Source organism: Frankia sp. CcI49, assembly GCF_001983215.1.
Taxonomy (GTDB): domain Bacteria; phylum Actinomycetota; class Actinomycetes; order Frankiales; family Frankiaceae; genus Parafrankia; species Parafrankia irregularis.
Genome location: NZ_MOWP01000042.1, coordinates 16,273 through 42,241, shown reverse-complemented (window position 1 = coordinate 42,241; position 25,969 = coordinate 16,273). Strand labels below are relative to the sequence as shown.

General features: G+C 72.7%; 19 protein-coding genes, 1 tRNA gene, 1 other RNA gene and 1 pseudogene. 14 read left to right on the top strand and 8 right to left on the bottom strand.

Annotated features, from left to right (window positions below):
* Position 1: 1 nt before the first annotated feature.
* Positions 2–1,939 carry an ABC transporter ATP-binding protein gene (locus CcI49_RS35185; protein ID WP_241840435.1) on the top strand — a complete coding sequence of 646 codons (1,938 nt, stop codon included), beginning with the start codon at positions 2–4 and terminating at the stop codon, positions 1,937–1,939.
* Positions 1,940–1,949: 10 nt separating this feature from the next.
* Here the strand turns inward: CcI49_RS35185 and CcI49_RS35180 are convergent, their stop codons facing one another.
* Positions 1,950–3,065 carry a LacI family DNA-binding transcriptional regulator gene (locus CcI49_RS35180; protein ID WP_235498118.1) on the bottom strand — a complete coding sequence of 372 codons (1,116 nt, stop codon included), beginning with the start codon at positions 3,063–3,065 and terminating at the stop codon, positions 1,950–1,952.
* 511 nt (positions 3,066–3,576) lie between these two features.
* Here CcI49_RS35180 and CcI49_RS35175 point away from each other — a divergent pair.
* The 5 genes and pseudogenes from CcI49_RS35175 (at position 3,577) to CcI49_RS35155 (ending at position 9,446) form a co-directional block, all read left to right on the top strand.
* Entirely contained in the window at positions 3,577–4,575 is a 999-nt protein-coding gene (locus tag CcI49_RS35175; protein ID WP_076833819.1) for a U32 family peptidase, read from the top strand.
* Positions 4,572–5,738: a mandelate racemase/muconate lactonizing enzyme family protein gene (locus CcI49_RS35170; RefSeq protein WP_076833816.1), complete on the top strand. Its 1,167-nt coding sequence runs from the start codon at positions 4,572–4,574 to the stop codon at positions 5,736–5,738. Before CcI49_RS35175 ends, CcI49_RS35170 begins: the two co-directional genes overlap by 4 nt.
* A 2-nt stretch (positions 5,739–5,740) precedes the next feature.
* Positions 5,741–6,844, top strand: a complete 1,104-nt coding sequence (locus tag CcI49_RS35165) for an alcohol dehydrogenase catalytic domain-containing protein (RefSeq protein WP_076833814.1) — start codon at positions 5,741–5,743, stop codon at positions 6,842–6,844.
* Between the two features lie 67 nt (positions 6,845–6,911).
* Positions 6,912–8,540 (top strand): annotated as a pseudogene (locus tag CcI49_RS35160) (aldehyde dehydrogenase (NADP(+))); the annotation flags it as partial.
* A gap of 3 nt (positions 8,541–8,543) precedes the next feature.
* Positions 8,544–9,446: an SMP-30/gluconolactonase/LRE family protein gene (locus CcI49_RS35155; RefSeq protein WP_076833809.1), complete on the top strand. Its 903-nt coding sequence runs from the start codon at positions 8,544–8,546 to the stop codon at positions 9,444–9,446.
* Positions 9,447–9,491: 45 nt separating this feature from the next.
* On the opposite strand, the gene CcI49_RS35150 is transcribed toward CcI49_RS35155, so the two are convergent.
* On the bottom strand, positions 9,492–9,893 hold the full coding sequence (locus CcI49_RS35150) for a response regulator transcription factor (RefSeq protein WP_235498119.1): 402 nt from the start codon (positions 9,891–9,893) through the stop codon (positions 9,492–9,494).
* A 24-nt stretch (positions 9,894–9,917) separates the two neighbouring features.
* Entirely contained in the window at positions 9,918–11,342 is a 1,425-nt protein-coding gene (locus CcI49_RS35145) for a pentapeptide repeat-containing protein (protein WP_054568335.1), read from the bottom strand.
* Between the two features lie 415 nt (positions 11,343–11,757).
* Between CcI49_RS35145 and CcI49_RS35140 the strand changes: the two genes are divergently transcribed.
* Positions 11,758–11,955 carry a hypothetical protein gene (locus CcI49_RS35140; protein WP_054568336.1) on the top strand — a complete coding sequence of 66 codons (198 nt, stop codon included), beginning with the start codon at positions 11,758–11,760 and terminating at the stop codon, positions 11,953–11,955.
* A 296-nt stretch (positions 11,956–12,251) separates the two neighbouring features.
* Here the strand turns inward: CcI49_RS35140 and CcI49_RS35135 are convergent.
* Positions 12,252–12,336 (bottom strand) — tRNA-Ser (locus CcI49_RS35135).
* A gap of 116 nt (positions 12,337–12,452) precedes the next feature.
* On the opposite strand from CcI49_RS35135, the gene ffs reads away from it, so the two are divergent.
* From ffs to recR, 4 genes are all read left to right on the top strand, one after another.
* An RNA gene (gene ffs, locus CcI49_RS35130) (signal recognition particle sRNA small type) lies at positions 12,453–12,548 on the top strand.
* Between the two features lie 36 nt (positions 12,549–12,584).
* Complete coding sequence (locus CcI49_RS35125; protein ID WP_076833807.1) at positions 12,585–15,434, top strand: DNA polymerase III subunit gamma and tau; 2,850 nt, start codon at positions 12,585–12,587, stop codon at positions 15,432–15,434.
* A 61-nt stretch (positions 15,435–15,495) separates the two neighbouring features.
* Positions 15,496–15,942, top strand: a complete 447-nt coding sequence (locus CcI49_RS35120; RefSeq protein WP_076833805.1) for a YbaB/EbfC family nucleoid-associated protein — start codon at positions 15,496–15,498, stop codon at positions 15,940–15,942.
* A 13-nt stretch (positions 15,943–15,955) separates the two neighbouring features.
* Positions 15,956–16,555, top strand: coding sequence for a recombination mediator RecR (gene recR / locus CcI49_RS35115; protein WP_054568344.1), 600 nt, complete (start codon positions 15,956–15,958; stop codon positions 16,553–16,555).
* Between the two features lie 119 nt (positions 16,556–16,674).
* Here the strand turns inward: recR and CcI49_RS35110 are convergent, their stop codons facing one another.
* A complete protein-coding gene (locus tag CcI49_RS35110) occupies positions 16,675–17,262 on the bottom strand; it encodes a hypothetical protein (RefSeq protein ID WP_076833803.1) in 588 nt (195 codons plus the stop codon).
* 608 nt (positions 17,263–17,870) lie between these two features.
* On the opposite strand from CcI49_RS35110, the gene CcI49_RS35105 reads away from it, so the two are divergent.
* Positions 17,871–18,323, top strand: a complete 453-nt coding sequence (locus CcI49_RS35105; RefSeq protein ID WP_054568608.1) for a hypothetical protein — start codon at positions 17,871–17,873, stop codon at positions 18,321–18,323.
* A 99-nt stretch (positions 18,324–18,422) separates the two neighbouring features.
* Here CcI49_RS35105 and CcI49_RS35100 read toward each other — a convergent pair whose 3' ends face one another.
* From CcI49_RS35100 to CcI49_RS35090, 3 genes are all read right to left on the bottom strand, one after another.
* Positions 18,423–21,086 (bottom strand): BTAD domain-containing putative transcriptional regulator, encoded by a 2,664-nt coding sequence (locus CcI49_RS35100; protein ID WP_241840428.1) that lies wholly within the window; start codon positions 21,084–21,086, stop codon positions 18,423–18,425.
* A gap of 182 nt (positions 21,087–21,268) precedes the next feature.
* Positions 21,269–22,366: a zinc-binding alcohol dehydrogenase family protein gene (locus CcI49_RS35095; protein WP_076833799.1), complete on the bottom strand. Its 1,098-nt coding sequence runs from the start codon at positions 22,364–22,366 to the stop codon at positions 21,269–21,271.
* A 158-nt stretch (positions 22,367–22,524) separates the two neighbouring features.
* The gene (locus CcI49_RS35090) at positions 22,525–23,109 is read right to left on the bottom strand and encodes a TerD family protein (RefSeq protein ID WP_054568348.1); all 585 of its coding nucleotides are present in this window, start codon (positions 23,107–23,109) and stop codon (positions 22,525–22,527) included.
* A gap of 222 nt (positions 23,110–23,331) precedes the next feature.
* Between CcI49_RS35090 and CcI49_RS35085 the strand changes: the two genes are divergently transcribed.
* Together CcI49_RS35085 and CcI49_RS35080 are read left to right on the top strand one after the other, a co-directional pair.
* The gene (locus CcI49_RS35085; protein WP_076833892.1) at positions 23,332–24,600 is read left to right on the top strand and encodes an aspartate kinase; all 1,269 of its coding nucleotides are present in this window, start codon (positions 23,332–23,334) and stop codon (positions 24,598–24,600) included.
* A 103-nt stretch (positions 24,601–24,703) separates the two neighbouring features.
* The gene (locus tag CcI49_RS35080; protein ID WP_076833797.1) at positions 24,704–25,765 is read left to right on the top strand and encodes an aspartate-semialdehyde dehydrogenase; all 1,062 of its coding nucleotides are present in this window, start codon (positions 24,704–24,706) and stop codon (positions 25,763–25,765) included.
* Positions 25,766–25,969 lie beyond the last annotated feature (204 nt).

Below are 25,969 nucleotides of genomic sequence, written 5' to 3'. Positions count from 1 at the left end.
CGTGAGCCCACGGCCCGCCGCCGGCCGCCAGCTGCGGCGGGTCGTGGGGCGCGAACGCGGGATGCTGCTCGGGCTCGGGGTCTTCGGCCTGCTCACCGTCGCCCTCACCGCGGCCGGCCCGTGGCTGCTGGGCCGGGCGACCGACCTGGTCCTCGGCGGCGCCCTCGGGCGCCGCTTCACGGCCGGCACCACGGCGGACGAGGCCATCGAGGACCTGCGGGCGGACGGCCACGGGACGCTCGCCGACGTCCTGGGCACGGTGCCCTTCACCCCCGGCCACGGCGTGGACTTCGCGGCGGTCGGGCGGACGCTGCTCGGCGCGGCCCTCGTCTACGCCGCCGCCGGTCTGTGCGGGGTCATCCAGGCCTGGCTGGCCAACGTGATCTCCCAACGGGTCCTCGAACGGCTGCGCGGCGAGGTCGAGGACAAGATCCACCGGGTCCCCCTCGGCTACCTCGACCAGCAGCGGCGCGGCGACGTGCTCAGCCGGGTCACGGGCGACCTCGACAACCTCGGGCAGTCCCTCCAGCTCGTGCTCGGCCAGTTCGTGGTGCCGGTGCTGAGCATCGTCGGGATGCTCGCCGTGATGTTCTGGGTCTCGTGGGTGCTGGCACTGATCGCGCTGGTCACCGCGCCACTGTCCGTCCTGGTCGTGGCCCTGCTCGCCCGCCGGGCACAGCCGGCGTACGGCCGGCAGTGGCGGCACACCGGCGAGCTGAACGGCCACATCGAGGAGATGTTCGACGGCCACGCGCTGCTCAAGGTCTTCGGCCAGGAGCAGGCGGCGGCGGAGGCCTTCGCGGCGGGCAACGAGCGGCTGAGCCGGGCGACCGTCCGGGCGCAGTCACTGTCCGGAGCGACCCAGCCGGCGATGATGTTCCTCAGCAACCTGAACTACGTGCTGATCGCGGTGGTGGGCGCGATGCAGGTGGCGGCCGGCGCGCTGACCGTCGGCGGGGTCCAGGCCTTCATCCAGTACTCACGGCAGTACAGCCAGCCTTTCTCCTACCTGGCCGGCATGTCCGGGATGGTGCAGTCCGGGCTGGCGTCCGCCGAGCGGGTCTTCGAGCTTCTCGACGCCCCCGAGCAGGACCCGGACCCCGTCGAGCCGGCCGAGCCGACCGGGGCGGTGGGGGCGGCGGGGGCAGGGGCGGCCGGGATGTCCGGGGCGGTCGGGACCGCGCGCGGGGCGGGCCGGGTGGCGTTCGAGCACGTCTCGTTCCGCTACCGGCCCGACCGGCCGCTGATCGAGGATCTCCAGCTCACGGCGGAACCGGGGCACACCGTGGCCATCGTCGGCGCCACCGGCTCCGGGAAGACGACCCTGGTCAACCTGCTCCTGCGTTTCTACGAGACCGACGCCGGCCGGATCACCGTCGACGGCGTCGACACCACGGCCATGACCCGCGCCGAGCTGCGTTCCCGGATCGGCATGGTCCCCCAGGACCCGTGGCTGTTCCGCGGCACCATCGCCGACAACATCGGGTACGGCCGTGCCGGGGCCACCCGCGCCGAGATCGTCGCGGCGGCGACGGCGGCGCACGCCGACCGGTTCATCCGGACCCTGCCCGACGGCTACGACACCCTCGTCGCCGACGTCGCCGGGGCCGGGGTGAGTGCGGGCGAGCGGCAGCTGCTCACGATCGCCCGGGCCTTCCTGACCGAGGCCCCGATCCTGGTGCTGGACGAGGCGACCAGCTCCGTCGACACCCGCACGGAGCTGCTCATCCAGCGGGCGTYGGCCCGGCTGCGGGAAGGACGGACCGCGTTCGTCATCGCCCACCGGCTCTCCACCATCCGCGACGCCGACACGATCGTCGTCATGGCCGACGGCACCATCGCCGAACAGGGCAGCCACGACGAGCTGCTCGGCCGCGGCGGTGCCTACGCCCGCCTCCACGCCGCACAGTTCACTCGGGCCGAGGCGGACGTCATCTGAACGGCGAGCGTCAGCCGAGTGCGGGCGGGGGCGCCGTGCTGCGGCGCAGGACCAGCTCCGGCGGGATGACCACGTGGGTCCCGCCGGGCGCGCCCGTCTCGACCTGCTCCAGCAGGGAACGCAGGCTCTGGCGGCCGACCTCGGCGAAGTCCTGGCGCACCGTGGTCAGCGGCGGCGAGAAGAACTCGGCCTCGGGGATGTCGTCGAACCCGACGACGCTGACGTCCTCGGGCACCCGCCGGCCGCCTTCGCGCAGGGCGCGCAGCACGCCGAGGGCCATCTGGTCGTTGGCGACGAAGACGGCGGTCAGGTCGGGCTCGCGGGCGAGGCGACAGCCGGCGGCGAAGCCGGCGCGGGCGGTCCAGTCACCGGCCAGCGGCGGATGGACGTCCGCGCCGGCCGTTTCGAGCGCGGCACGCCAACCGGCGATCCGCCCGGCGCCCTCGTACCAGTCGGGCGGCCCGGCCACGTGCCGAACGGTGCGGTGGCCGGCCGCGAGCAGGTGCTCGGTGGCGGTGCGGGCGCCGTGCTCCTGGTCCACCGAGACGGTGGCGATGCCCCCGTCGGGCCGCCCTTCGACGGCGACGAGCGGCAGACGCGCCGCGACCGCGGCCAGCGCATCGGTCGCATCGGCGGTATCGGCGGTATCGGGCACACCGGCGGTGCCGGCGGTGTCGAGGAGCGGGGCGACCGCCACGACCCCGTCGATGCCGCCGGCCAGCAGGCGCTGGAGAGCCTGCCGGAGGGCCTGCGGGTCGAGGGAGTGCAGGCTGACCACCGTGACCTGGTAGTCAGCCTCCCGTGCCGCCTGCTCGACGGCGTACAGCGTCGACGTCGGCCCGTACAGCGTGCCGGCCAGCGCCAGCACACCGAGGGTGCGGGTCCGGCCGGTGGCGAGCGCACGGGCGGCCGGGTTCGGCCGGTAGCCGAGCTCCCGCATGCCCGCGAGGACCCGTTCCCGGGTCCGTGGCCGGACACCCGGATGGTTGTTGACGACCCGGGACACGGTCTGGTGGGAGACCCCGACGAGTCGGGCCACGTCGGTCAGCGCCGGCGGCCGACCGGACGCGCCGACGATCGTTCCCGGTGCGGGGTCGCCCTCCCGGTCCGGTGCCGGTCCGTCCACTGTGGCCCACCTTCGTCGCTCCTGACGAGCCGCTGTCATGCCGCCTGGCCGGGCAGGCCAGTGCTCTCGCGACTCGCGCCTGGGACCGTCCAGTCACTTCGTTATATCCGGCCTGTCCTGCCCGGCTGTCGGACGTCGGCACCGGCACATCGCGGCGGCGTGCAACCCATGCGGACCGGTCGGCCTGGTCGCAGCGGTTGCCCGAGGTGCGACCCAAGGTCATCACCCGAAGATCATGGGATTTTCGTCGTCCCGACGACCACGATCCTCAACTCCTGGGCTTCCGTCTTCGTGACCGCCGGCACGCCAACCCCCGCCCCCGCAGCTGCGCACTGGCACAGGTCCGGCACGGACAGCCCGTCCACCCGTTGAACCTGAGCTTGACCGGCGAAATGTTAGCGCTAACATTTCCCTGCGCGGCTGTTGCCGCCCAGCTCGGGCGGCATCCGCCGCGGATCGGATCACCTCGGGTCRCCGGCCAGTCCGGCCATGCACAGAACGGCAGGCGCAGGTGCAGCAGACGCGTGAGTTCCTCCGCTCGCTCGGGCTTCCGGGCGCTGATCCGTCCGATCTCCCGTCCAGTGGGAAGCGGTTCCCCGACGGGGCCCAGTACCGGGTGGAGATCCCGAGTGTGGAGGGGCCGGAGGCGGTGGCGGCCGTGCTGGCCGAGGCGGACCGCCGCGGCGTCGCCGTCCACCGGGTCTCGCAGGGCAGCGGCGGGATGCTGCTGACCGGCGGGGAGCTGGCGGCGATGGCGGCGGCCGGGTCGTCCGCGGGAGTCGAGGTCAGCCTGTTCGCCCGGCCGCTCGCCGGGTGGGACACCGGGGCCGCCGCGCTGGCTCCCGGCAGTGCCGGCCTGGCCGCGCAGGCACGCGGGACGGAACAGCTCGTGCACGTGCTGGAGGACATCCGCCGCAGCACAGAGGCCGGGATCCGCAGCGTTCTGGTCACCGACGTCGGGGTGCTGTCGGTCGCGGGCCGGATGCGGGCCGCCGGCGAGCTGCCACCGGAACTGATCTTCAAGGTGAGCGTGCAGATGGGCTGCGCCAACCCGGCGTCGATCCGCCTGGTGGAGCAGCTCGGCGCCGGCACCTACAACGTGCCGACCGACCTGTCGCTGGCGCAGCTCGCGGCGGTCCGGGCGGCGGTGGACCTGCCGATCGACCTCTACGTCGAGGCGCCCGACGACCTCGGCGGCTTCATCCGCCACTTCGAGATCGCCGAGATCGTCCGGGTCGCCGCGCCGGTGTACCTGAAGTTCGGGCTGCGCAACGCGCCGAACATCTATCCCAGCGGCACCCACCTGACCGCCACCGCCGTGGCGCTGGGGCGGGAGCGGGTCCGGCGGGCCGAGATCGGCCTGGAGCTGCTGCACCGCTGCTACCCGGACGCCGTCGGCTCCGGGCCACGACCGGCCGGCCTCGCCGTGCCGGCTGTCCCCGCGGTCGCCGCCGTTCCCGCCGTTCCCGCGGTCACCGCCGTCCCCGCTGCCGAGGGAGCACTTCGATGAAGATCGTGGACGTACGGACACATGTGTACGGGACGCCGTGGCGGGACCTGACCTACGTCCAGGTGTTCACCGACGACGGGCTGGTCGGCGTGGGTGAGACCCGCATGCTCGGCCACACCCAGGCACTGCTGGGCTACCTGGCCGAGGCGGTGCGCAACCATGTGCTCGGTTCGGACCCGTTCGACATCGAGTCCCTGGTGGACCGGATGAAGCGCGGCGACTACGGCCGGGCCGGTGAGATCGTCATGTCCGGCATCGCCTGCGTGGAGATGGCTTGCTGGGACATCGTGGGCAAGGCCCTGGGGCAGCCGGTCTGGCGGCTGCTCGGCGGCAAGGTCCGCGATCGGATCAAGGCCTATGCCAACGGCTGGTACACGGTCGAGCGCACACCCGAGGAGTTCCACGCCGCCGCGCGGGCCGTCGTCGACCGCGGCTACCGGGCACTCAAGCTCGACCCGTTCGGCGCCGGCCGCTGGGAGCTGGACCAGGCCGAGCGCCGCCACTCCATCTCCCTGGTCGAGGCGGTGCGCGACGCCGTCGGGCCCGATGTGGAGATCCTGGTGGAGATGCACGGGCGGTTCGCGCCGCACGAGGCCATCCGGATCGCCGCCTCGCTGGCCGAGTTCGAGCCGGGCTGGGTCGAGGAACCGGTGCCACCGGAGAACCTGAAGGCGCTGGCCAAGGCCGCCGCCGGGATCGACGCCCCGGTCGCGACCGGGGAGCGCATCCATGACCGCACCGAGTACCGGGAGCTGTTCGACCTCGGCGCGGCCGACATCATCCAGCCCGACATCGGCCACCTCGGCGGCATCGGCGAGACCCGCAAGCTCGCGGCGACCGCGGAGACCCACTTCACGCTGGTCGCCCCGCACAACGTCGGCGGCCCGGTCCTCACCGCCGCCAACCTGCACCTGGCCGCCTGCACCCCCAACTTCATGATCCAGGAGCATTTCAACGACTTCGCCGACGAGGAGGTCAAGCTCGCCGCCCCGGGCCTGCCCCCGGTGGTGGACGGCTACTTCGCCCTGCCGACCGAGCCCGGCCTCGGCGTCGCCCTGGACGTCGACGTGATCGCCGCCCATCCGTCCCGCGGCGCCCACTTCGACCTGTACGCCGACGGCTGGGAGCTGCGCGGCTCCCAGCCGGCGCGCCGCGGCGGCTGACGATGACCGGCCGCGCGGTGTGGATCGACGCGCCGGGGCAGCTGGCGACCCGGCCGGCCGAGCCGGTCGCCCCCGGGCCCGGCGAGGTGCTGGTCCAGGTCGCCTGGGCGGGTATCTGCGGCTCCGACCGGGAGGTGCTGCGCGGCACCCGGCCGGCCGGGTTCGTGCGGTACCCGGTCGTCCCGGGGCACGAGTGGTCCGGCACGGTGACGGCGGTCGGCCCGGCTGTCGACCCCGGTGCCGGCCCGGCTGCCGACCCCGGTGCCGGCCCTCCTGCCGGCCCGACAGGAGACGCCGCTTTCGGCCCGGCGGGGGACGCCACGCTCGTGGGTCGACGGGTGGTGGCCGAGGGCTTCCGCTCCTGCCGGATCTGCGCCGCCTGCCGCGGCGGCGACACCAACCTGTGCGCCGCCCCATACGACGAGACCGGTTTCACCCGCCCAGGCGCGTGGTCCGACCACCTGGTCGTGCCGAGCCATCTCCTGCACGTCCTCCCGCCCGATGCCGACCTGCGGGCCGCCGCCGGTCTGGAGCCGGCCGCGTGCGCCGCGGCGATGTGCCTGCGCGCCGAAGCCGTTCCGGGGGAACGGGTCGCGGTGGTCGGCGCCGGCACCCTCGGCCTGCTGGCCACCCAGCTGCTGGCGGCGGGCGGCCCGGCCGAACTGGTCGCCGTGGATCCCCGCGTGAACCGCGGCAGGCTCGCCGCCCGGTGCGGCGCCACGACGCTGCTCACACCGGACGAGGCCGCCGCCGCCCCGTGGGCGCGGCACTTCGACGTGGTGGTCGAGGCCGCCGGTGCCGCCGGCAGCGCGGCGCTGGCCTGCGGACTGGCCCGCCGCGGCGGGCGGGTGGTGCTCGCCGGTCTCGCCGCCGACGGCGACCACCCGCTGCGCGCCCTCGATCTCGTGCTCCCCCAGCTCACCGTGCACACCGTGTTCGGGGCGCCGTCGCGGGCCTGGAGCCACGCGGTGCGCGCGTTCGCCGCCGGCCACCTCGACCCGGCGGCACTCGTCACGCACGAGCTGCCGCTCGACGACGTCCGCGCGGCGTTCCGCCTGCTCGACGATGCCGCCAGCGCCGCCGTCAAGATCCTGCTGCATCCGTGAAGACCTGTGGCGCAGGTGAGGAACCTGCCGCGGCCGATCGCGGCGGCGGCGCACCGCGCCGCGCCGCGCACCCCGTGAACGGAAGGACGGAAGGAAGGTCTTGAGCACCGTCACGACCGACATCGAAGGACTGCTCGCCGCCGCCGCGGCGGCGGCCCGACCGTTCGGCGCGCTCGCGCCGGCCGCACGCGCCACCATGCTGCGCGCCGTGGCCGACGCCCTGGACGCGGCGGCCGAGACCTTGGTCCCGGTCGCGATGCGCGAGACCCGGCTCCCCGAACCGCGCCTGCGCGGCGAGCTGGTCCGGACGACGTTCCAGCTCCGGCTGTTCGCCGAGCTCCTCGACGACGGCGGCTACCTGCAGGTGACGATCGACCCGCCGGACCCGGTCTGGCCCACCGGGCCACGCCCCGACCTGCGCCGGATGCTGATCCCGGTCGGGCCGGTGCTCGTCTTCGCCGCCTCGAACTTTCCGTTCGCGTTCAGCGTCGCGGGTGGCGACACCGCCGCCGCGCTCGCCGCCGGCTGCCCGGTGCTGCTCAAGGCCCACCCCGGCCACCCGGAGCTGTCCCGCCGCACCGCCGCCGTCGTCGTCGACACGCTGGCTGCCACCGGCGCACCCGCGGGGACGATGGCGCTGTTCGAAGGGGACGAGCAGGCCCGGGCCGCCCTCGTCGACCCGCGGGTGCGGGCCGGTGCCTTCACCGGCTCCGAGCACGCCGGCCGGTTGCTGTTCGACCTCGCCGCCGCCCGGGACGAGCCCATCCCGTTCTACGCCGAGATGGGCAGCGTCAACCCGGTCTTCGTGACCGAGGCCGCCGCCGCGGCGCGCGGACCGGAGATCTGGGCCGGGTACGTCGAGTCCTTCACCCTGGGCACCGGCCAGTTCTGCACCAAGCCGGGGCTGCTGTTCGTCCCGGCCGGCGCCGCCGAAGCGGACCTGGTCAGGCTGGTCACCGGGCGGCCGGCCACCCCGCTGCTGGGGGATCGGATCGCGGCCGGTTACCGGCACACCCTCGGCACGCTCGCGGGCCATCCCGCGGTGCGGGTGCTCGTCGCCGGAACCGAGCCGACCTCCGGACCGACATCCAGACCGGCAGCCGGACCGGCAGCGAGCGGAGTGACGCCGGCCGGGGCGACAGCTGACGGAGTGACAGCGGACGGAGTGACGCCAGGCGGGGTGACAGCTGACGGAGTGACAGCGGACGGAGTGACGCCAGGCGGGGTGACAGCGGACGGAGTGACGCCGACGCTGCTGGCCACCGGCATCGCCGACTGGCTGCGCGATCCGGGCGTGCTGGCCGTCGAGTGCTTCGGCCCGACGTCCCTRCTCGTCGCCTACGACGACCCGGCCGACCTGCTCCCGGCGGCCCGCGCCCTCGGCGGGCAGCTCACCGCCACCGTGCACGGTGAGGACAGCGACGACGTCCTCGCCGCCGGCCTGCTCGCCGAGCTGCGGGAACGGGTCGGGCGGGTGCTGTGGAACGGCTGGCCGACCGGCGTGTCGGTCAGCCCGGCGATGACCCACGGCGGCCCCTACCCGGCGACCACCTCGCCGCACACCTCGGTCGGGACGACGTCCATCACCCGGTTCCTGCGCCCCGTCACCTACCAGTCGCTGCCCGCGCGCCTGCTGCCCGAGCCGCTGCGCGACGACAACCCGTGGGGGATCCCCCGCCGCCGCTACGGTGTCTGACCGATGAGCATCGACAGTGAGCAGATCACCGATCCGGTGGCCTTCCACGGCGAAGGCCCGGTCTGGAGCACTGCCTGGTGCGCGGACTGGGGTGGGCTGCGCTGCGTCGACCTACTCGCCGGCGACGTCCTCGCCGTCGACCCGACGACCGGCGCCGTCCGCCGCGACCATGTCGGCGCGGTGGCGGCGGCCCTGCGGCCACGGCGCACCGGCGGGACGGTGATCGCGCTGGAACGGGGCTTCATGCTGGTCGACCCCGCCGGCCCGGACGACCCGACCGGGCTGATCTCCGGCACCCGCCGGTATCTCGGGGATCTGTGGGACGTCGCCGCCGAGGTCCGGATGAACGAGGGCGGCTGCGATCCGGACGGCCGTTTCTACTGCGGATCGATGGCCTACGCCGAGACGACCGGCGCCGGATCGCTCTACCGGCTCTCGCCCGACGGCACCGTCAGCGTCGAGCTGACCGACGTCACGATTTCGAACGGTCTGGCCTGGAGCCCGGATGGCGCACAGGCCTACTACGTCGACTCCCCGACCGCACGGGTGGACGTCTTCGACTACGACACGGAGCGGGGGCTCCACGGCCGCCGAACTCTGCTGACCGTTCCCGACGGTTCGGGTGTGCCGGACGGGCTCACCGTGGACGCCGACGGCTACCTGTGGGTGGCTCTGTGGGGCGGCGGAGCGGTCCACCGCTACTCCCCCGCCGGCCGCCTCGACGGGATCGTCGCGCTCCCGGTGCCCCGGGTGACGGCCTGCGCCTTCGGCGGTGACCGCCTCGACACCCTGTACATCACCACCTCCCAGCGCCACACCGACCTCACGCGCTACCCGGCCGCGGGCGCGGTCTTCGCCGCCGCCGCCGGGGTCCGCGGCCAGCCGGTCCTGCCGTTCCTGGGATGACGCGGCCGTCAGCCCGACACAGGACGCTTCGTCCTGGGGGTGAGGTCAGGGGTCACCGAGGCCGGCGCGGCGGGCCGCGAGGATGGCGGCGGCGCGGTCAGTCGCGTGGAGCTTGGTGAGGATGTTGGAGACGTTGTTGGCCACCGTCTTCGGGGTGAGGCCGAGGTGGCGGGCGATGCGGCCGTTCGGCCACCCGTTGGCGAGCAGGCCGAGCACGTCGCGCTCACGGTCGGTCAGCTCCGGGAACGGCTTCGCCGCGGGTCGCGGGTCGGTGAAGGCACGCAGGACGCGGTGCGCGACGTCCGGGCCGAACACGGCGTCGCCGCGGGCGGCGGCGCGGACCGTGCGTACGACGTCCTCCTGCTGGGCGCCCTTGAGCAGGTAGCCGCGGGCACCGGCGCGCAGCGCGGCGAAGACGAACTCGTCCTCCCCGTACATCGTCGGCATCAGGCTCGGCAGAAGATCCTCCGACTACCTATCGCGGCCCGCCCTACGAGCGGCATCAGCACTTGGCCACGATCGTGGCCGTGAAACCCCTTCTGGAATCACCGTCCGCGCACTCCCTCGGGTCAAATTAAGCTGCCTTCGACCTAGTCCTCGCACGCGAGCGAGGTTGGCATCGGTGAGGTCGGCGTCGGCGAGGCTGGCTTTGGTGATGTCAGCGCCGGTGAGATCAACGCCGGTGAGGTTCGCGCCGGTGAGGTCCGCGCCAGTGAGATCGGCTCCGGCGAGGTTGGCATTAGTCAGGTTGGCATTATCCAGATTGGAGTAGGTCAATTTGACCTTAGTGAGGTCGGCGTCGGCGAGGTTCACCTTCGCGAGTCTTGTGTTGCGGAGGCTCGCGCCGGCGAGATTGGCACCAGAAAGGTTGGCTTCTCCGAGATCGGCACGATCGAACGAAGCATCGACCAGGTTGGCGCGAATGAGGCTGGCCCGAGTAAATTTCGCTCCCCCGAATGAGGCATGGGCGAAATTGGCGCCAGAGGCTTCCGAATCCGTGAAATTTGCACCCCAGAGGCCGGCGCCTGCGAAATTTATGCCAGAGAGATCGACGCCGGTGAAGTCTGCACTACCGAGACGAGCGCTGTTGAAATTGGCACGGGTGAGGCCCAGCTCGACAACGTCGATGTTTTCGAGGTCGGCGCCGATAAGGTCGACTGGTTGACCGTTGGAGAGTTGGCTAAGCGCTGCTGCCGCAGCTCGGCGGTCCTTCTCGGCGGTCTCGCCTCCCCTCCTGACGCTGTGATGCAGGTAGTCGATGAGAACCTGGACGATCTCGTCAACGAGGTTGGGGTCGTCCGCCGCGCGTTGGAGCGCTCGAATGCCCGCGAGGCGCACAGGCATCGTGGGTGAGCCGATCTGGTCGAGCGCAGCGGCCAAAATGACGGCCGGATCAGTAACCGTCACCCCTGCGGCCGCGGGAGGCTGTTGACCGACCAGCCCAGGGAACGTCGGGCGGACAGCCCTCTGGCGGCCTGGGAAGACCGCGAGACGCGGCAGTACCTGGATGCCGACGGCGTACAAAAGTCGCTCGCGTGCCCGCACCTCGTCCAAGTCGAACAGGTCTACCCACGTCAGCGTCGCCAGGCTGTCAGGAGGAGTGACCGATTCCAGCCGAACCGGCAGCAAGGTCTTACGTGCCAGCGCGGCCGTCCACTCCGTCGTGCACCACTGGGAGGCGAAGTACGCCTTGGAGTAGAGCGCCACTGTCCACTGAGCCGTAGCAAGCTGGGAGTTCATCCACTCGACAAAGTTCGTCCCCGGCTGCGAGTCCCAGACCTGCACCCGCGCGGCCAAGCCCGCGCCCTCCAACACGGCAGCGACCCAGGTCGCCCATGCCTCGTCGGCACCGGTGTAGGACACGAACACGAACGAGCCCGACTCTCCCTCAGCCATGACAATGTTCTACGCCCAGTCCGCCGTGATGCGACAGCCGGCCAGCTCGGCGGGACAGAATGTGCCCACCTCGCCGCGCTCGGCACTCTGCACGTCAGGTCGCGCGTGTCGGAGCGACGCGCCAAGAGATCAGTGGCCAGCGGGCGGAACACTTTCGACCGCGAATGACATCAGGACTGAGATTGCCTTCCGAGACCCCGTCCCCGACTCCAGGGTCGTCCGATGGAGAAAGCTGGTATGGCGGCAAGCCGCCGGATCACAATCCAACGGCCCGGTATCTGGTGAGCGTGTCCTGCGGCCGACGCCATCGACGGACCGCTCGACCGACGCGACGATCCGCGAGATGGAGCGGATCGCCTGTGAGCTGATTGAGCGAGGCGGGAAGTGACCGCCCTCGCGACCATCGCCACGCCGTGTGCTGATCACCCCGGCGCCGGCCAGCCCGTTCGCCACGGCGCTATGCCTACCCGCCGACCTGGTCGACCAGATGCGCGCGACCGGCCCGGACCTCCGGGTGTCGGTCAGCGCGATGGACTGCACCGGGACGGATCTTCCTGAGGCCCGGTTCCTGTTCCACGGGGCCGACCGCGACCGCGGGAAACCGCCGTTCTGAGCCGCCCCGCCGGCACACCGCGGCCACCACGCTTCTCCTGCGGGGAGTGCCTGACCGGATCATCATGGGGATCATGAACTGGTCCCCGGACATGCGCCGTCGCTACCAGCGCGTGACCGACCCGATGGTGCGCGACACGGCGGACAGGGTCGGCCGGCTGCTGTAGGAGGCGTCCACGCCGGTGAAGCCCGCCGCGCGGGACGAACGGGACCAGAACCAAGACCACAGGATCGCGGGTCGGTTTCCGGGATGGACCGACCCGCGGCACTTGCCCCGACAGGGCGGGATGATCGTTGCGGAGGATGAGAGATTCGAACTCTCGAGGGGTTGCCCCCAACACGCTTTCCAAGCGTGCGCCCTAGGCCACTAGGCGAATCCTCCGTGGGGGAGCCTATCTGACGGCGCGGCGTTGTGGGGCGACGGGGTGCGCGAACGGGCTCACAGCCGGCCACCGGCCCCCCGCGCTCATGATCGCTGGCAGACGGCTAGACTGCACAGCAGACCCCTCGTGCGGCGTTACCCCGTGAACCCCCCCAGGGCCGGAAGGCAGCAAGGGTAAGCGGGCTCTGGCGGGTGTGCGAGGGGTCCTCCTCGTTCGGGCGAGCATCGCGAGCATCCGGAGCACACGAGTGAGCACTGCGCTGTACAACAGGTACCGCCCTGCGACGTTCGGCCAGGTGGTGGGCCAGGAGCACGTCACCGACGCGCTTGGTCACGCGTTGCGCAGTGGGCGGCTACACCACGCCTACCTGTTCAGCGGCCCCCGCGGGTGCGGGAAGACGTCGTCGGCCCGGATCCTGGCCGCCTCGCTGAACTGTGAGAAGGGCCCGACACCGGAGCCCTGCGGGGTCTGCGACCAGTGCGTCTCCATCCGTACCGGCTCGTCGATGGACGTCACGGAGATCGACGCCGCCTCGCACGGTCTTGTCGATGATGCCCGTGACCTGCGTGAACGCGCGTTCTTCGCCCCTGCGTCCGCCCGGTTCAAGGTGTTCGTCGTCGACGAGGCGCACATGGTCACGGCGGCGGCGTTCAACGCGCTGCTGAAGGTGGTCGAGGAGCCGCCCCCGTACCTGAAGTTCGTCTTCGCCACCACCGAGCCGGACAAGGTGATCGCCACCATCCGGTCCCGGACGCACCACTACTCCTTCCGGCTGGTGCCTCCTGGTGTCCTGCGCGGGCACCTGGAGTCGATCTGCCAGCAGGAGGGGGTCGTCGTCGACCCGGCGGTGTTCCCGCTGGTGGTCCGTGCGGGTGCCGGCTCCGTCCGGGACTCGCTCTCCGTCCTCGACCAGCTCCTCGCCGGTGCCGGTGAGGGCGGGCTCAGCTATGAGCGCGCGGTGGCGCTGCTGGGCATGACGGACGGCATCCTGCTCGACGAGACCATGGACGCCCTCGCCGGGCGCGACGGCGCGGCACTGTTCACCGTGGTCGATCGTGTGGTCTCGTCCGGCCACGACCCGCGCCGGTTCGCGACCGACCTGCTCGACCGGCTCCGTGATCTCATCGTGGTCGCCGCAGTGCCCGACGCGGTGGAGCGCGGCCTGCTGGAGTCGTTCTCCAGCGACCAGGTCGACCGGATGCGGGCCCAGGCCGGCCGCGTCGGGCCGGCGGAGCTCTCCCGCACGGCGGACGTCCTGCATTCCGGCCTGGTCGAGATGCGCGGGACGGCGAGCCCCCGGCTGCTGCTGGAGCTGATCCTCGCGCGCGCCCTTCTCCCCAGCGCCTCCGCGGACCCGGCCGCGCTCGCCGTCCGGCTCGAGCGGCTGGAACGCCGGCCGGCGCCGGCGCTCGGAGCGGCTCCGCTCGCGGGCCCGGCGGCCCCCGCCGCGAACGCCCACATGGAGGCACCGCCGCACGCCGGCCCGCCCTCGCCAGCAGCAGTAGCCACCGCCCAGGGCCCCGCAGGTGCAGTCACCGGGCCTCCGGCCTCAGGGCCGGCACCCGCCTACCCACCCGCGCCTGCGGTCGCGGCTCCGGCAGGCCCCGCGTACCCGGCGGCGCCCGCACGCCCAGGGCCCCCCGCGCCCCCGGCCACGCCTGCCTACCCCGCAGCGCCCGCGCACGCGTACCCGGCAGCGACGGCGTCGTCTCCGGGCTCCGGCTCCGGCGGCCTTGACGCCGCGGGGCTGACCGCCGTCTGGGATGAGGTGCTCGCGTTCGCCGGGCGCCGCAGCCGCCGGACCCACGCGATCCTGAAGGACTACGCCTCGGTCGTCGAGGTCCGCGGGGACGAGGTCGTGCTCTCCTTCTCCGCGCCGGCGATGGGGAAGATGTTCGGTCAGGGGAACAACGCCGAGATCCTGGCCTCCGCGCTCACCGACCGGTTCGGTGGAACGTGGCGGGTCACCATCGGAGGCGGTGGTCCCGGCCCGTCGGGTGGTCGCCCCCAGGCTCCTCGGGGCACCGGCGGGTCGGGCGGAGCCGGGCAGCCCGGTGGCGGCGCGCCCCCGGCCGGGTTCAGCCCGGTGCCACCGGGCGCGTACGGCGGGTCTCCCGCGCCCGCCGGGCCAGGTCCGTATGCCGGCTCCGGCGTCTCCGGTGGGTCTGGTCCGCGGGTCGCGTCCGCGGCCTACGGTGGCGCCGACGCGTACCCGGGCAGCGGGGCCGTCAACGGCATGGCGGGGCCAGGCATGCCCGGCGGCCCGGGCGTCCCCCACGACAGCGGCCCTGGGCAGCGGCAGGGCGTTCCGAGTGTTCCGGGTGCAGGCGGGCCTTCGAGCGACGGCTGGTCGGCTCCCGGGGCACCTGCCGCGCCGGCCGGTGGCTCCTTCGGGTCGCAGGTGGCGCCGGTGGCGGCGGTCGCGTCAGCCGTTGCCACAGCGCCCCCTGCTGTCAGCACCTCGCCGCAGATGTCCAGTGGCGTCGGGCCTGGCGGCGCCGGGGCAGCCGTGCTCGGGTCCGCGGCGGCCGGGCCGCCCGGAGCGTTCGGYGCGTACCCGCCGGCCGATCCGTTCACCGGCAACGGTTCAGGTGGGCCCCCGCCGGCCGTGCGCCCCGGCACCGCACCCGGCCACGACGTCGTAGCCGGTCACGGCGGCGGCGGCGCACCCGGCCCTGGCGTGGCGCCCGGCCCAGGCACCACATTCGGACCCGGCACCACGCCCGGACCCGGGCCCGGCCCTGGCACAGCGCTCGCGTCGCCACCGGCCGGATCGGTTCCGCGGCAGGATCCGGCTCAGCCGGGTGGTGCCATCCCACCGGCGACCGGCGGAGGCCGGCCTCAGAGCGGGGCCGCCGCCGCACGCGCCGCGGTGATGACCGCCCGCGCCGGGCACGCCGCGGCCGGTCGATCGCCTGGCTCCTCGGTGGCCACTGCGGGGCCGGCGGCTGTCGGCGACACCTCCGGGGTGGACGAGGCGTCCCTCGACGACGAGGACGTACCCACCCATCCGGGGGATGCCAGGAGCAGCGAGGAGGCCGCGGTGGCCCTGCTGCGCACGAGCCTCGGCGCGACGGTCATCGACCAGTCGGGCTGACCGGGCGGTCCGGCGGTGGTGGACGTCGGATCGGCATCGCCCGGCACGTAGGCTCACGGTCATGTCGAACCCACAGATCCCCGCCGGGAATGGCGCCAACCTGGGGCAGATCCTCGAGCAGGCACAGCGGATGCAGGCCGCCCTGTTCGCCGCCCAGCAGGAGCTGGCCGAGACCCGGGTCGAGGGCTCGGCCGGCGGTGAGCTCGTCATCGCGACCGTGAACGGTGGCGGCGAGCTCGTCGATCTTGTGATCAAGCCCGCGGCGATGGATCCGGACGACCCCGAGACCCTCGCGGATCTCGTCCTCGCCGCCGTGCGGGACGCGACGACCAACGCGCACCGGCTCGCCGCGGAGAAGATGAACGCGGCCACCGGTGGCCTCGGCGGAGCACTGAGCGGTCTCGRCGGGCTGGGCGGGGCGGCCGGTCTCGGTGGCGGTGCCCCGGCACCCGGTGCGCTGCCGGGTGGGGGCGCGCTGGGCGGCCTGGGTATCCCTGGCCTCGGCTGAGTCTGCCGCCGCCATGTACGAAGGCGTTGTCCAGGACGTGATCGACGAGCTGGGCCAGCTTCCCGGTATCGGGCCGAAGAGCGCGCAGCGCATCGCGTTCCATCTGCTCGCCGCCGACCCGGCCGACGTCCGTCGGCTGGTGAGCGCGCTGACCGAGCTCAAGGAGAAGGTCCAGTTCTGCCGGACCTGTTTCAACGTGGCCCAGTCGGAGCTGTGCCGGATCTGTGTGGACCCGCGCCGCGACCAGACGTCCATCTGCGTCGTCGAGGAGTCGAAGGACGTCGTCGCGATCGAGCGGACCCGCGAGTTCCGCGGCAGGTACCACGTTCTGGGCGGCGCGATCAATCCGATCGGCGGGGTCGGCCCGGATGATCTGCACATCCGGGAGCTGATCGCCCGGCTGGCGGACGGTGCGGTCACCGAGATCATCCTGGCGACGGATCCGAACACCGAGGGTGAGGTGACTGCGTCCTATCTGGCGCGCCAGATCGCGCCGATGGGCCTCACGGTCACCCGGCTGGCGAGCGGGCTGCCGATGGGCGGCGACCTCGAATGGGCTGACGAGGTCACCCTCGGCCGTGCCTTCGAGGGCCGGCGGATCGTCAACGCCTGACCGCCCGGCGCGCGCCAGACCGCCCGGCGCGCGTGACCGCCCGGCGCGGCCGGGCGTTCGGGGCGGCCGGGCGTTCGCGGTCAGGTGCCTGATCTCTGCTGCCTGGCCGCCGCCGGACGTCAGAAGCCCAGGATCGGCGCGTAGGCCGAGCTGGGGATGGAGGCGAGGGTCAGCAGGACGACGCTGACATCCAGCTGGTCGGCGCCCGCACCGAACTCGGCGTGCCTACCGTGGGTGGCGTAGACCAGAACGTCGGAGTCCCGCGTCACCCGCACACCGAACATGTGCGTCGCCCGGACCCACCACACCCGGCCCCCCACCCGCACCCGCACCCGCCGAGCGTCGCGGCGCAGCCCGGTCGTGAACCGTGCCAGCCGCCCGGATGGCAGGTCGGGCTGGTCCAGGTAGCCGGTGATGTCCCCGCCGGGGCCGTGCACGACTATGCGCGCCGGGCTGGCCGGCGGGCCGGGTTCGACGAGGCTGGCCTCCGCGGAGATCTCCTGCTCCCAGGGATGCATCTCGGCGGCCCAGACCTGCTCGCCGCACACGAACCGTTTGCCGAGCACGCCACCTTCGGGATGCCCGCGTGGCAGCAGCCCGCCGACGACCCGACCGGCACCTTCGAGGCGCCAGACGACGGAGACGATCGCCCCGGCCGGCGTCTCGGGGCCCTCCGGCGCACCGGTTGCGCCCGTGTTCACGCGCATGCGGGACGGACGCCCGGGCGGTACGCCCCGGCCAGGCCGCACGGTCGCGCGGTGCCCGACACCCCGGACCGTAGTATGGGGTGCAGAGGCCAGTGCACGTACCTCTGCTGTTGCACGTGCGGGTGCCAGTGAACCCGCACCCGCGACGGACGGCCCACGCCTCACCTTCCAACCCCCGCCCTACCATCGGCCCGGACGATCAGCCATTTACGGTCGACGCATCACAGGCCGTCGCCAGCTTCGGCCCGACGCCGGCCGAATCTGCGACCTCCGACACCGAATCACTGCACTATGCATGCAGATGCTACGCGGCATGCGGACTGTCCGGAGTCCCTCGCGCACACCTTTCTCGTCGACACCTTGCTGTCACCACAATTCAATGACAACGGCACACGAATGGACGCCGGCCGGGACCGTTGCTCCGCGGAACACCGGACCCCGGTGCGGCATCGCGTCGACCTGCGGACAAGGTGGAACCATGCCGGGGAATCCAGGCCGGTAACCGTCTCTCGATCCTCCGAGGAGGAGTTGCCCGCAATGAGGCTTTTCCATCTCAAGGTGCATGGTCAGGGATGCCGAAGGTCCGCGTCGACGACGGAGAAGGCTCAATGATCATCAGTTCCCATGTCGGTGCCGGGGCGTTCGTCGGCATGGCCGCGTCGAGGCCGGGGCCGGCTCTGGCGCTTGGCTTTCTGTCGCATCTGGCCATGGACGCGATGCCGCACTGGGGCACCGGTCCCAACACCGAAGCCGAGTGGCTGCCGATCGCGCGCAAGGACGGCGTGGCGGGCCTCGCCGCGATGGCCCTGCTCACCGCCGCCGCCCCCGCGGACCGGCGCGTCGGGGTGCTGGCCGGAATGATCGGCGCCTGCCTGCCCGACACCGACAAGGTCGGCCGCTACTTCGTCGGAACCAGCCCCTGGCCGGCCCGCTTCGACCGGTTCCACGAGGCCATCCAGAACGAGTCCCGGCACCGGTTGCCCCGGGAGGTCGCGACGGCCGCCTGCCTGACCGTCGCGGGCACGGTCGCCCTGCGGCTGCTGGCCGCCCGCCCACGCTGAGGCGCGGCTGATTCCGCCTCCAGCCGGACGGCATGAGCCGCGTCAGCGGCGTCAGCGGCGTCAGCCTCGTCGGGCGCGGGGTCACGGTCGGAGGCGGCGTCACGGTCGGGGGCGGGGGTGGCTCCGCCGGGCCCGGACCGACAGCGCCGAGAACCGTGCCACGCCGCTCAGGTAACAGTTGTCGACCGAGTCGGCGAGGCTGACAGCGCGGTCGAGGAGCAGCAGGCATCGGTCCGGGTCGCGGTCGACAACCAGCTCGGCCTCGCCATAGGCCAGCCAGCCGAGGTCGGACGGGGCCAGCGGTCCCGGCGGCGTCTGGGTCCGCACGACCCGCCCGGCTTCCAGATCGCCCGCGTGGGCATGGGCGAGCATGACGTTGCGCAGCCCAGCCACCTCGGCATGCTGGTCGCCGCAGGCCCTGGCCGCGGCGACCAGCTCCCAGCCGTGGTCGACGGCCTCGCCGATCCGACCGCGGTAGAACGCGAGGTCGCCGAGCAGTTCGAGCGAGAACCTACGCTCGGGCGCGTCACCGGCGATCAGGCGGCCACGTTGCGCGCAGGCTCCGGCCATCTCCAGGTCACCGGTGCTGACATACCAGGCCGCCGCGGTCGCCAGGGCGATCGACAGCGCACCGGCGGACACCCCGGGCGGCAGGGCCACCGACAGGTCCGAGACCAGATCCGCCAACCGGTGGGGCTCCACCCCGGCCGGCGGGTGCAGGCCGAACGCCCGGATGAGTTCGACCGCGGCGGACAACGGCTCGATCCGCAGCCGGCTCATCGCGTAGACGTGCACCGCCGCGGCGATCTCGACCGCGAGCGGCGGATCGTTCGCCAGCGCCCAGGCCCGCGCCGCCCTCGACTCGATGAGCAGGTCGGCCAACCGGCGTTGCCCCTCGGCCTCACGCGGGGTACGGAGCAGCCCGTCCGCGACGCGCAGCTGGCCGAGGACGTACCGCGCGTGCGCCGCGGACAGCGTGTCGTCGGCCGCCCCAAGCTCCCACCGCGCGTAGTCGCGGATGGTGCCCAGTAACGAATATCGGGTCAGGCCGTGGGCCGGATCCGCGACCACCAGCGAACGCGCCACCAGCGCGTCGAGCATGTCCAGGCCGGTTGCCCGCGGCAGCCCCGCCAGTGCGGCGGCGTCCTCGGCGACGACCGGGCCGGCGAAGGCACCCATGATCCGTAGCATCGCCCGGTGCGGGCGGTCCAGCATCGACACCGACCACGCCACCACGTCGGTGAGGGTGCCGTGGCGCGCCGCGCTCGCCCGACGCGTGCCCCGGCGAAGGTCGAGATGCTCATCCAGGCGGTCAGCGAGCTCGGGCAGTGGCATCGCGCCGCTTCGTGCCGCCGCCATCTCGATTCCGAGGGGCAGACCGTCGAGGGTACGGACGATGCGCTCGGCCGCCGCGGCGTCCGCCACCGCACTGCCCGCCACCGCACTGCCCGCCACCGCCCCGGCTGGCACAGGTTCGGCGGGTGCAGGCTCGGCGGGCGCAAGCTCGGTTGGTGCGAGCTCGGTTGGTGCGAGCTCGGTTGGTGCGAGCTCGGTTGGCACCGACGCGGAACCGTCGGGTGTGGCCCGCGCCCGGAACAGCTCGAGAGCGGGGGCATCCGGCCCGTCGACCCGCAACGGACGCAGCGGCCAGCAGTGCTCGCCGGCCACGCCGAGCGGCTCACGGCTGGTCGCCAGCACCCGCACCCCGGGCCCACCGGAGACAAGGGCTGACGCGGCGGCCGCGACCGCCCCGACGACGTGCTCACAGCCGTCGAGGATCAGCAACGTCTCCAGGCCGGAGGCGGCTGCCAGGACCGCCATGGCCTCGCCGTCCATCCTGCCCGCGCCGGACCCACCCGATCTGCCGGATCCACCGAAGCAACCCACGCCGAACTCGTCGGCGACGGTCGCGGCGACCGCCGCCGGGTCACGCACACCGGCCAGCTCGACCAGCCGGACGCCGTGCGTGAACTGGCCGGCGAGGCTGTCCGCGAGGTGCAGCGCGAGCCGTGTCTTGCCGACGCCGCCCGGTCCGAAGAGCGTGACGATCCTGGCCGCGCCGATCAGGTCGCTCACCGCGGCCAGGTCGGCGGCGCGCCCCAGCAGAGCGGCGGCGGGCGGGCGACCGTGCCGGGATCGGCCCAGCAGCGTCGACGAGCCCTTCGCCGAGACGGCGGGGGGTGCCGAGCGCGCAGACGGTGCCGAGAAGGCGGACGGGGCTGAGAAGACGGCGGGGGCTGAGAAGACGGAGGGTGCCGACAGCACCGGGCGCCGCGGCAGCAGAGCCGCCCGCGACTCCCGCGCGGCGGCCCGGGCCTCGGCCAGGCGGACCGCCGCCGGACGCAGGGTCGGATTGTCGGTCAGCTCTCCGAAGGCCGGACCGCGCCAGAGCGCGAGCGCGTCCTCCAGCAGGACGAGCTGCTCGGCGGCCTCGGGCACCTCGTGCGAAAGCCTCAGCAGCCGCTCGAAGACCACGATGTCGACCTGCTCAGGCGCGAGTCGCAGAGACCAGCCGCCGGGACAGGTCGCCACGGCGTCGCCGAGCACCCGCCGCAGCCGCGAGACGTAGGACCGCAGCGTCGCCTCCGCGGTCGGCGGAGGGCACTCACCCCACACCGCGCCCACCAGGCGGGCCTGTGGCACCGCATCGCCCACCCGGGAGCCCAGCACTGCCAGCAGCAGCCGCTGCGTCGGGCTGCCGATGGTGATCGTCGTCCCGGCCGCGTCCACGACGTCCACCGGGCCCAGTAGCCGTACGCGCACACAACCGATCATAGGAGCCACAGCCGGAAACAACCCGTAACACGCCAGATACGCCACTCGGGAGCTATCAGAACGCCGGCGGGCCGCAATCCGACCATAGCGACGCAAGCATCACAATCCGGCACCCCGTATATCGCCACGGCTCATGCGGCGGCGGAAACTCTCACGCGGGAGTCGGGGGGTCACATGGTGTCGGGAAAGAGCACTGCCGCGCCGTCGACCCGGTCGCCGGCCAGGTCGGTGAGCGCCCGATCGGCCGAGGTCAGCGGGTAGGGGGTGACGGTCACCTCGAGGTGGTGGCGGGAGGCCACGGCCAGGAACTCGTGGCCGTCCGCCCGGGTGTTCGCGGTCGTGCTGCGCACGGACCGTTCCTGGAACAGATGCCGCTGGTAGTTCAGCCGCGGGATGTCCGTGAGGTGGATTCCCGCGACCGACAGGGTGCCCCCGCGGTCCAGCGCCTCCAGCGCGACCGGCACGAGATCACCTACCGGCGCGAACAGGACAGCCGCGTCGAGTGGCTCGGGGGGAGCGTCGTAGGCGCCGGTCGCCGAGGCGGCGCCGAGGTCGAGCGCAAGCTGACGGGCCCGCTCGGACCTCGTCATGACGTGCACGCGGGCGCCCTGGGCGATGGCCACCTGGGCGGCGAGATGCGCGGACGCACCGAACCCGTAGATTCCCAGCCGCCCGTCAGGCGGTAGTTCCGCGCGTGACAGTGCCCGGTAGCCGACGATGCCCGCGCACAGCAGCGGAGCCAGCTCACCGTCGCTGTAGCCGGCCGGCAGGTGGTAGGCGTAGGCGGCGTTCACGACGGCGTACTGGGCATAGCCGCCGTCGACGTCCCAGCCGGTGTAGATCGACGCGGGGCAGAGGTTCTCGGCCCCGCGTCGACAGTAGGCACACGTCTGGTCGGTGCCGCCGAGCCAGGCGATGCCGAGCCGGTCACCAAGCTGGATCGCGGCGGAAATGGCGGGAGTGGCAGCGGTGGCGGGAGCGGGAGAGGCGGCGGAGACGGGCCGGTCGGCGAGGGTCTCCGGTGCGCCGATGGGCTCGATCCCGGGCCCGAGTGCGTCGACGTAGCCGACGACCTCATGGCCCGGAACCGTGCGCGGGTGGCGCGGAGTGAGGTCGCCCTCGGCGAGATGCAGATCCGTCCGGCAGACACCGCAGGCGGCGACCTTCAGCCGGACCTGGCCGGGCCCCGGTTCGGGCACCGGAAGCTCCACAGCCCGCAACGGGCCCGAGGCCATGGGCCCCGGGCTGGTCACCTGCCAGGCCAACACCGCGCATCAACCTCCGTCGCCCGGCCCAGCCGCTCCGACGGATCGCCCGCGGCCAGGCCACGGATCGCCCGCGCCCACGGATCGGCCCGGCTCTACCTTCGAGGCCCGGCCTCGCGGTCAGGCCCGGCCTCGCCGGTCAGCTCCTGGCGAGACGTCGGTCAGACGTTCACGCCGTGGTCGCGGGCGAGGCCGCTGAGGTCGTTGTGCCCCTGGCCCACCGCGCGGAACTTCCAGTCGGCGCCGTTGCGGTACACCTCACCGAAGATCACCACGGTCTCGGTGGAGTAGTCCTCGGAGAGGTCGTAGCGGACCAGCTCGGTGCCGGTCTGGTCCACCACGCGGATGTAGGCGTTGCGCACCTGCCCGAAGTTCTGCGCCCGGTTCACCGCGTCGTAGATCGACACCGGCACGACGATCTTGTCGATCTCCTGGGGCACCAGGCCCAGGGTGATGTTGATCGACTCGTCGTCGCCCTCGCCGGCGCCGGTCAGGTTGTCGCCGGAGAGCGAGATGCCGCCCTCCGGGCTCTTCATGTTGTTGAAGAAGACGAAGTGACCGTCGGACAGCACCTTGCCGTCGCTCTTGACACCGATAGCGGATGCGTCCAGGTCGAAGTCGGTGCCGGTCGTCGTCCGGGCGTCCCACCCGAGGCCGACGGTGAGCGCGGTCAGCGCTCCGGTTCCCGCCTCGGCGGCCTGCTTCGTGAGGCTGACGTTGCCGCCCTTGGCAAGGCTGATCGCCATGACGAATGTCCTTCCTGAGGAATGCTTCTGACGGCGACGATCCTCCGCAGCGAGGACCATCGGTCCAACATGGTCGCTTCCGTAGCCACCCTTGCACAGGAGTACGAACACAGCCGGCAGGCCGTCGGTCGGATGACACTGATGCCACCGGGACGTCCAAGCCGCCCACGTCACGGAGCGCGACCGGGCGGAAGTGCCCCCGACCTCGGTAATCTGGCACGCATGGCGCTCCTGGTCGCGAAGTTCGGCGGTTCCTCGGTCGCGGACGCGGATCRCATCAAACGGGTCGCCGAGCGGATCGTGGAGACCCGCCGAGCCGGCAACGACGTGGTGGTCGTGGTCAGCGCGATGGGTGACACCACCGACGACCTGCTCGACCTCGCCGAGCAGGTCAGCCCCGTCCCGCCCGCCCGGGAACTGGACATGCTGCTCACCGCCGGTGAGCGGATCTCGATGGCACTGCTGGCGATGGCGATCACCAAGCTCGGCGCCGAGGCGCGTTCCTTCACCGGCTCCCAGGCCGGGGTGATCACCGACTCGGTGCACGGCAAGGCCCGGATCATCGACGTGACCCCGGGCCGTATCCGCACCGCGCTGGACGAGGGCGCGATCGCGATCGTCGCCGGCTTCCAGGGCGTCAGTCAGGACACCAAGGACATCACCACGCTGGGCCGCGGCGGCTCCGACACGACCGCGGTGGCGCTCGCCGCCGCGCTGAACGCCGACGCCTGCGAGATCTACACCGACGTGGACGGCGTCTACACCGCCGATCCGCGCATCGTGCCCGATGCCCGCCGCATCGACCGGATCTCCTACGAGGAGATGCTGGAGATGGCGGCGTGCGGGGCGAAGGTGCTCATGCTGCGGTGCGTCGAGTACGCCCGCCGATACAGCGTCCCCGTGCACGTCCGCTCCTCGTTCTCGTCGAAGCCGGGCACGTGGGTCACCGAGACGCAGGAGGCACAGCTCGTGGAACAGGCCATCATCCGCGGCGTCGCGCACGACCTGAGCGAGGCGAAGGTGACCGTCGTGGGCTGCCCGGACAAGCCGGGCGTGGCCGCCGCGGTGTTCCGCGCGGTCGCCGACGCCGACGTCAACCTTGACATGATCGTGCAGGTCGGCTCGGTCGCCGGCTCCGGCCGGACGGACATCTCGTTCACCCTGCCGAAGACGGACGGGAAGACCGCGCTGGAGGCGCTGGAGAAGGTGCACAGCCAGATCGGCTTCGACCGCACCCTCTACGACGACCACATCGGCAAGCTGTCACTGATCGGCGCCGGGATGAAGTCGCATCCGGGGGTGTCCGCTCGTTTCTTCGGCTCCCTCGCCGACGCCGGGGTCAACGTCGAGATCATCTCGACGTCCGAGATCAGGATCTCGGTGGTCGTGCGGGACACGGACCTGCCCGTCGCCGTGCGCGCCGTGCACAGCGCCTTCGAGCTGGGCGACCCGGACGAGAGCGCCGTCGTGTACGCGGGAACGGGTCGATGAACGCTCCCCGCGACAGCAGCTGCCGCAGCGGCGGCAGCGGCGGCAGCGGTGGCAGCGGTGGCAGCGGTGGCAGCAGCAGTGGACGGACGAGCGGAGGCAGGCAATGAGCGACATCCCCCAGCGCCCCACGCTGGCTGTGGTGGGTGCGACCGGGGCGGTGGGCAGCGTGATGCTCGGCCTGCTGTCCGAGCGCCCGGACGTCTGGGGTGAGATCCGGCTGGTCGCCTCGGCCCGCTCGGCCGGGCGCACGCTTCGGGTGCGCGGCCAGGACGTGCCGGTCCAGGTGCTGGCACCGGAGGTGTTCGACGGTGTCRACATCGCCGTCTTCGACGTGCCGGACGAGGTGTCCGCGCAGTGGGCTCCCGTCGCCGCGGCGCGGGGCGCCGTCGCCGTCGACAACTCCGGCGCCTTCCGGATGGACGCGGACGTCCCCCTCGTCGTGCCGGAGGTCAACGCGGCCGCGGTCGCGGACCGCCCGCGCGGCATCATCTCGAACCCGAACTGCACGACCCTGTCGATGATCGTGGCCGTCGGCGCGCTGCACCGGGCCTTTGGCCTCGAGTCCCTGTTCGCGACCTCCTACCAGGCCGCGAGCGGGGCCGGGCAGTCCGGCATCGACACGCTGTACGACCAGCTCCAGCTGGTCGGCGGCACCCGGGAGCTGGGGCAGGCGGCCGGTGACGTGCGCAAGGCCGTGGGCGAGGACGGCCTCGGCCCGTTCCCCGCACCGCTCGCGCTCAACGTGGTCCCCTGGGCCGGGTCGTTGAAGGACGGCGGCTGGTCCTCCGAGGAACTGAAGATCCGCAACGAGTCGCGGAAGATCCTCGGCATGCCGGGCCTGCGGGTGTCGGCGACCTGTGTACGGGTTCCCGTCGTGACCACGCACGCCGTGGCGGTGCACGCCCGCTTCACCCAGCCGGTCACCGGTGAGCAGGCGCGGGAGGTCCTGACGTCGGCTCCCGGCGTGGCCGTCCTGGACGATCCGGCCGCCGGCCAGTTCCCCACCCCGGCGGATGTGGTGGGCACGGATCCGACCTGGGTCGGGCGTATCCGTCAGTCGCCGGATGATCCGCATGAGGTCGCGCTTTTCGTGTGCGGGGACAATCTGCGCAAGGGCGCCGCGCTCAACACGCTGCAGATCGCCGAACTGCTCGCTGCCCGCTGAGGTCGGTCGGCCCCGCCGGCGCGGGGCCGCCGGTCCGCCGGTCCGCCGACGGTAGCGATCAGCACTGAACGTCACTGCACGCGATTGGCACGATGCGAATTGCGCACGCGCCCGGTCCAGTCATGATCCTGTGAACATCCTATGAATCATGAAGGATCGACGCTTCAGCGCTCCCACCACCCGGTCGGCGCGACGCGCGACCGA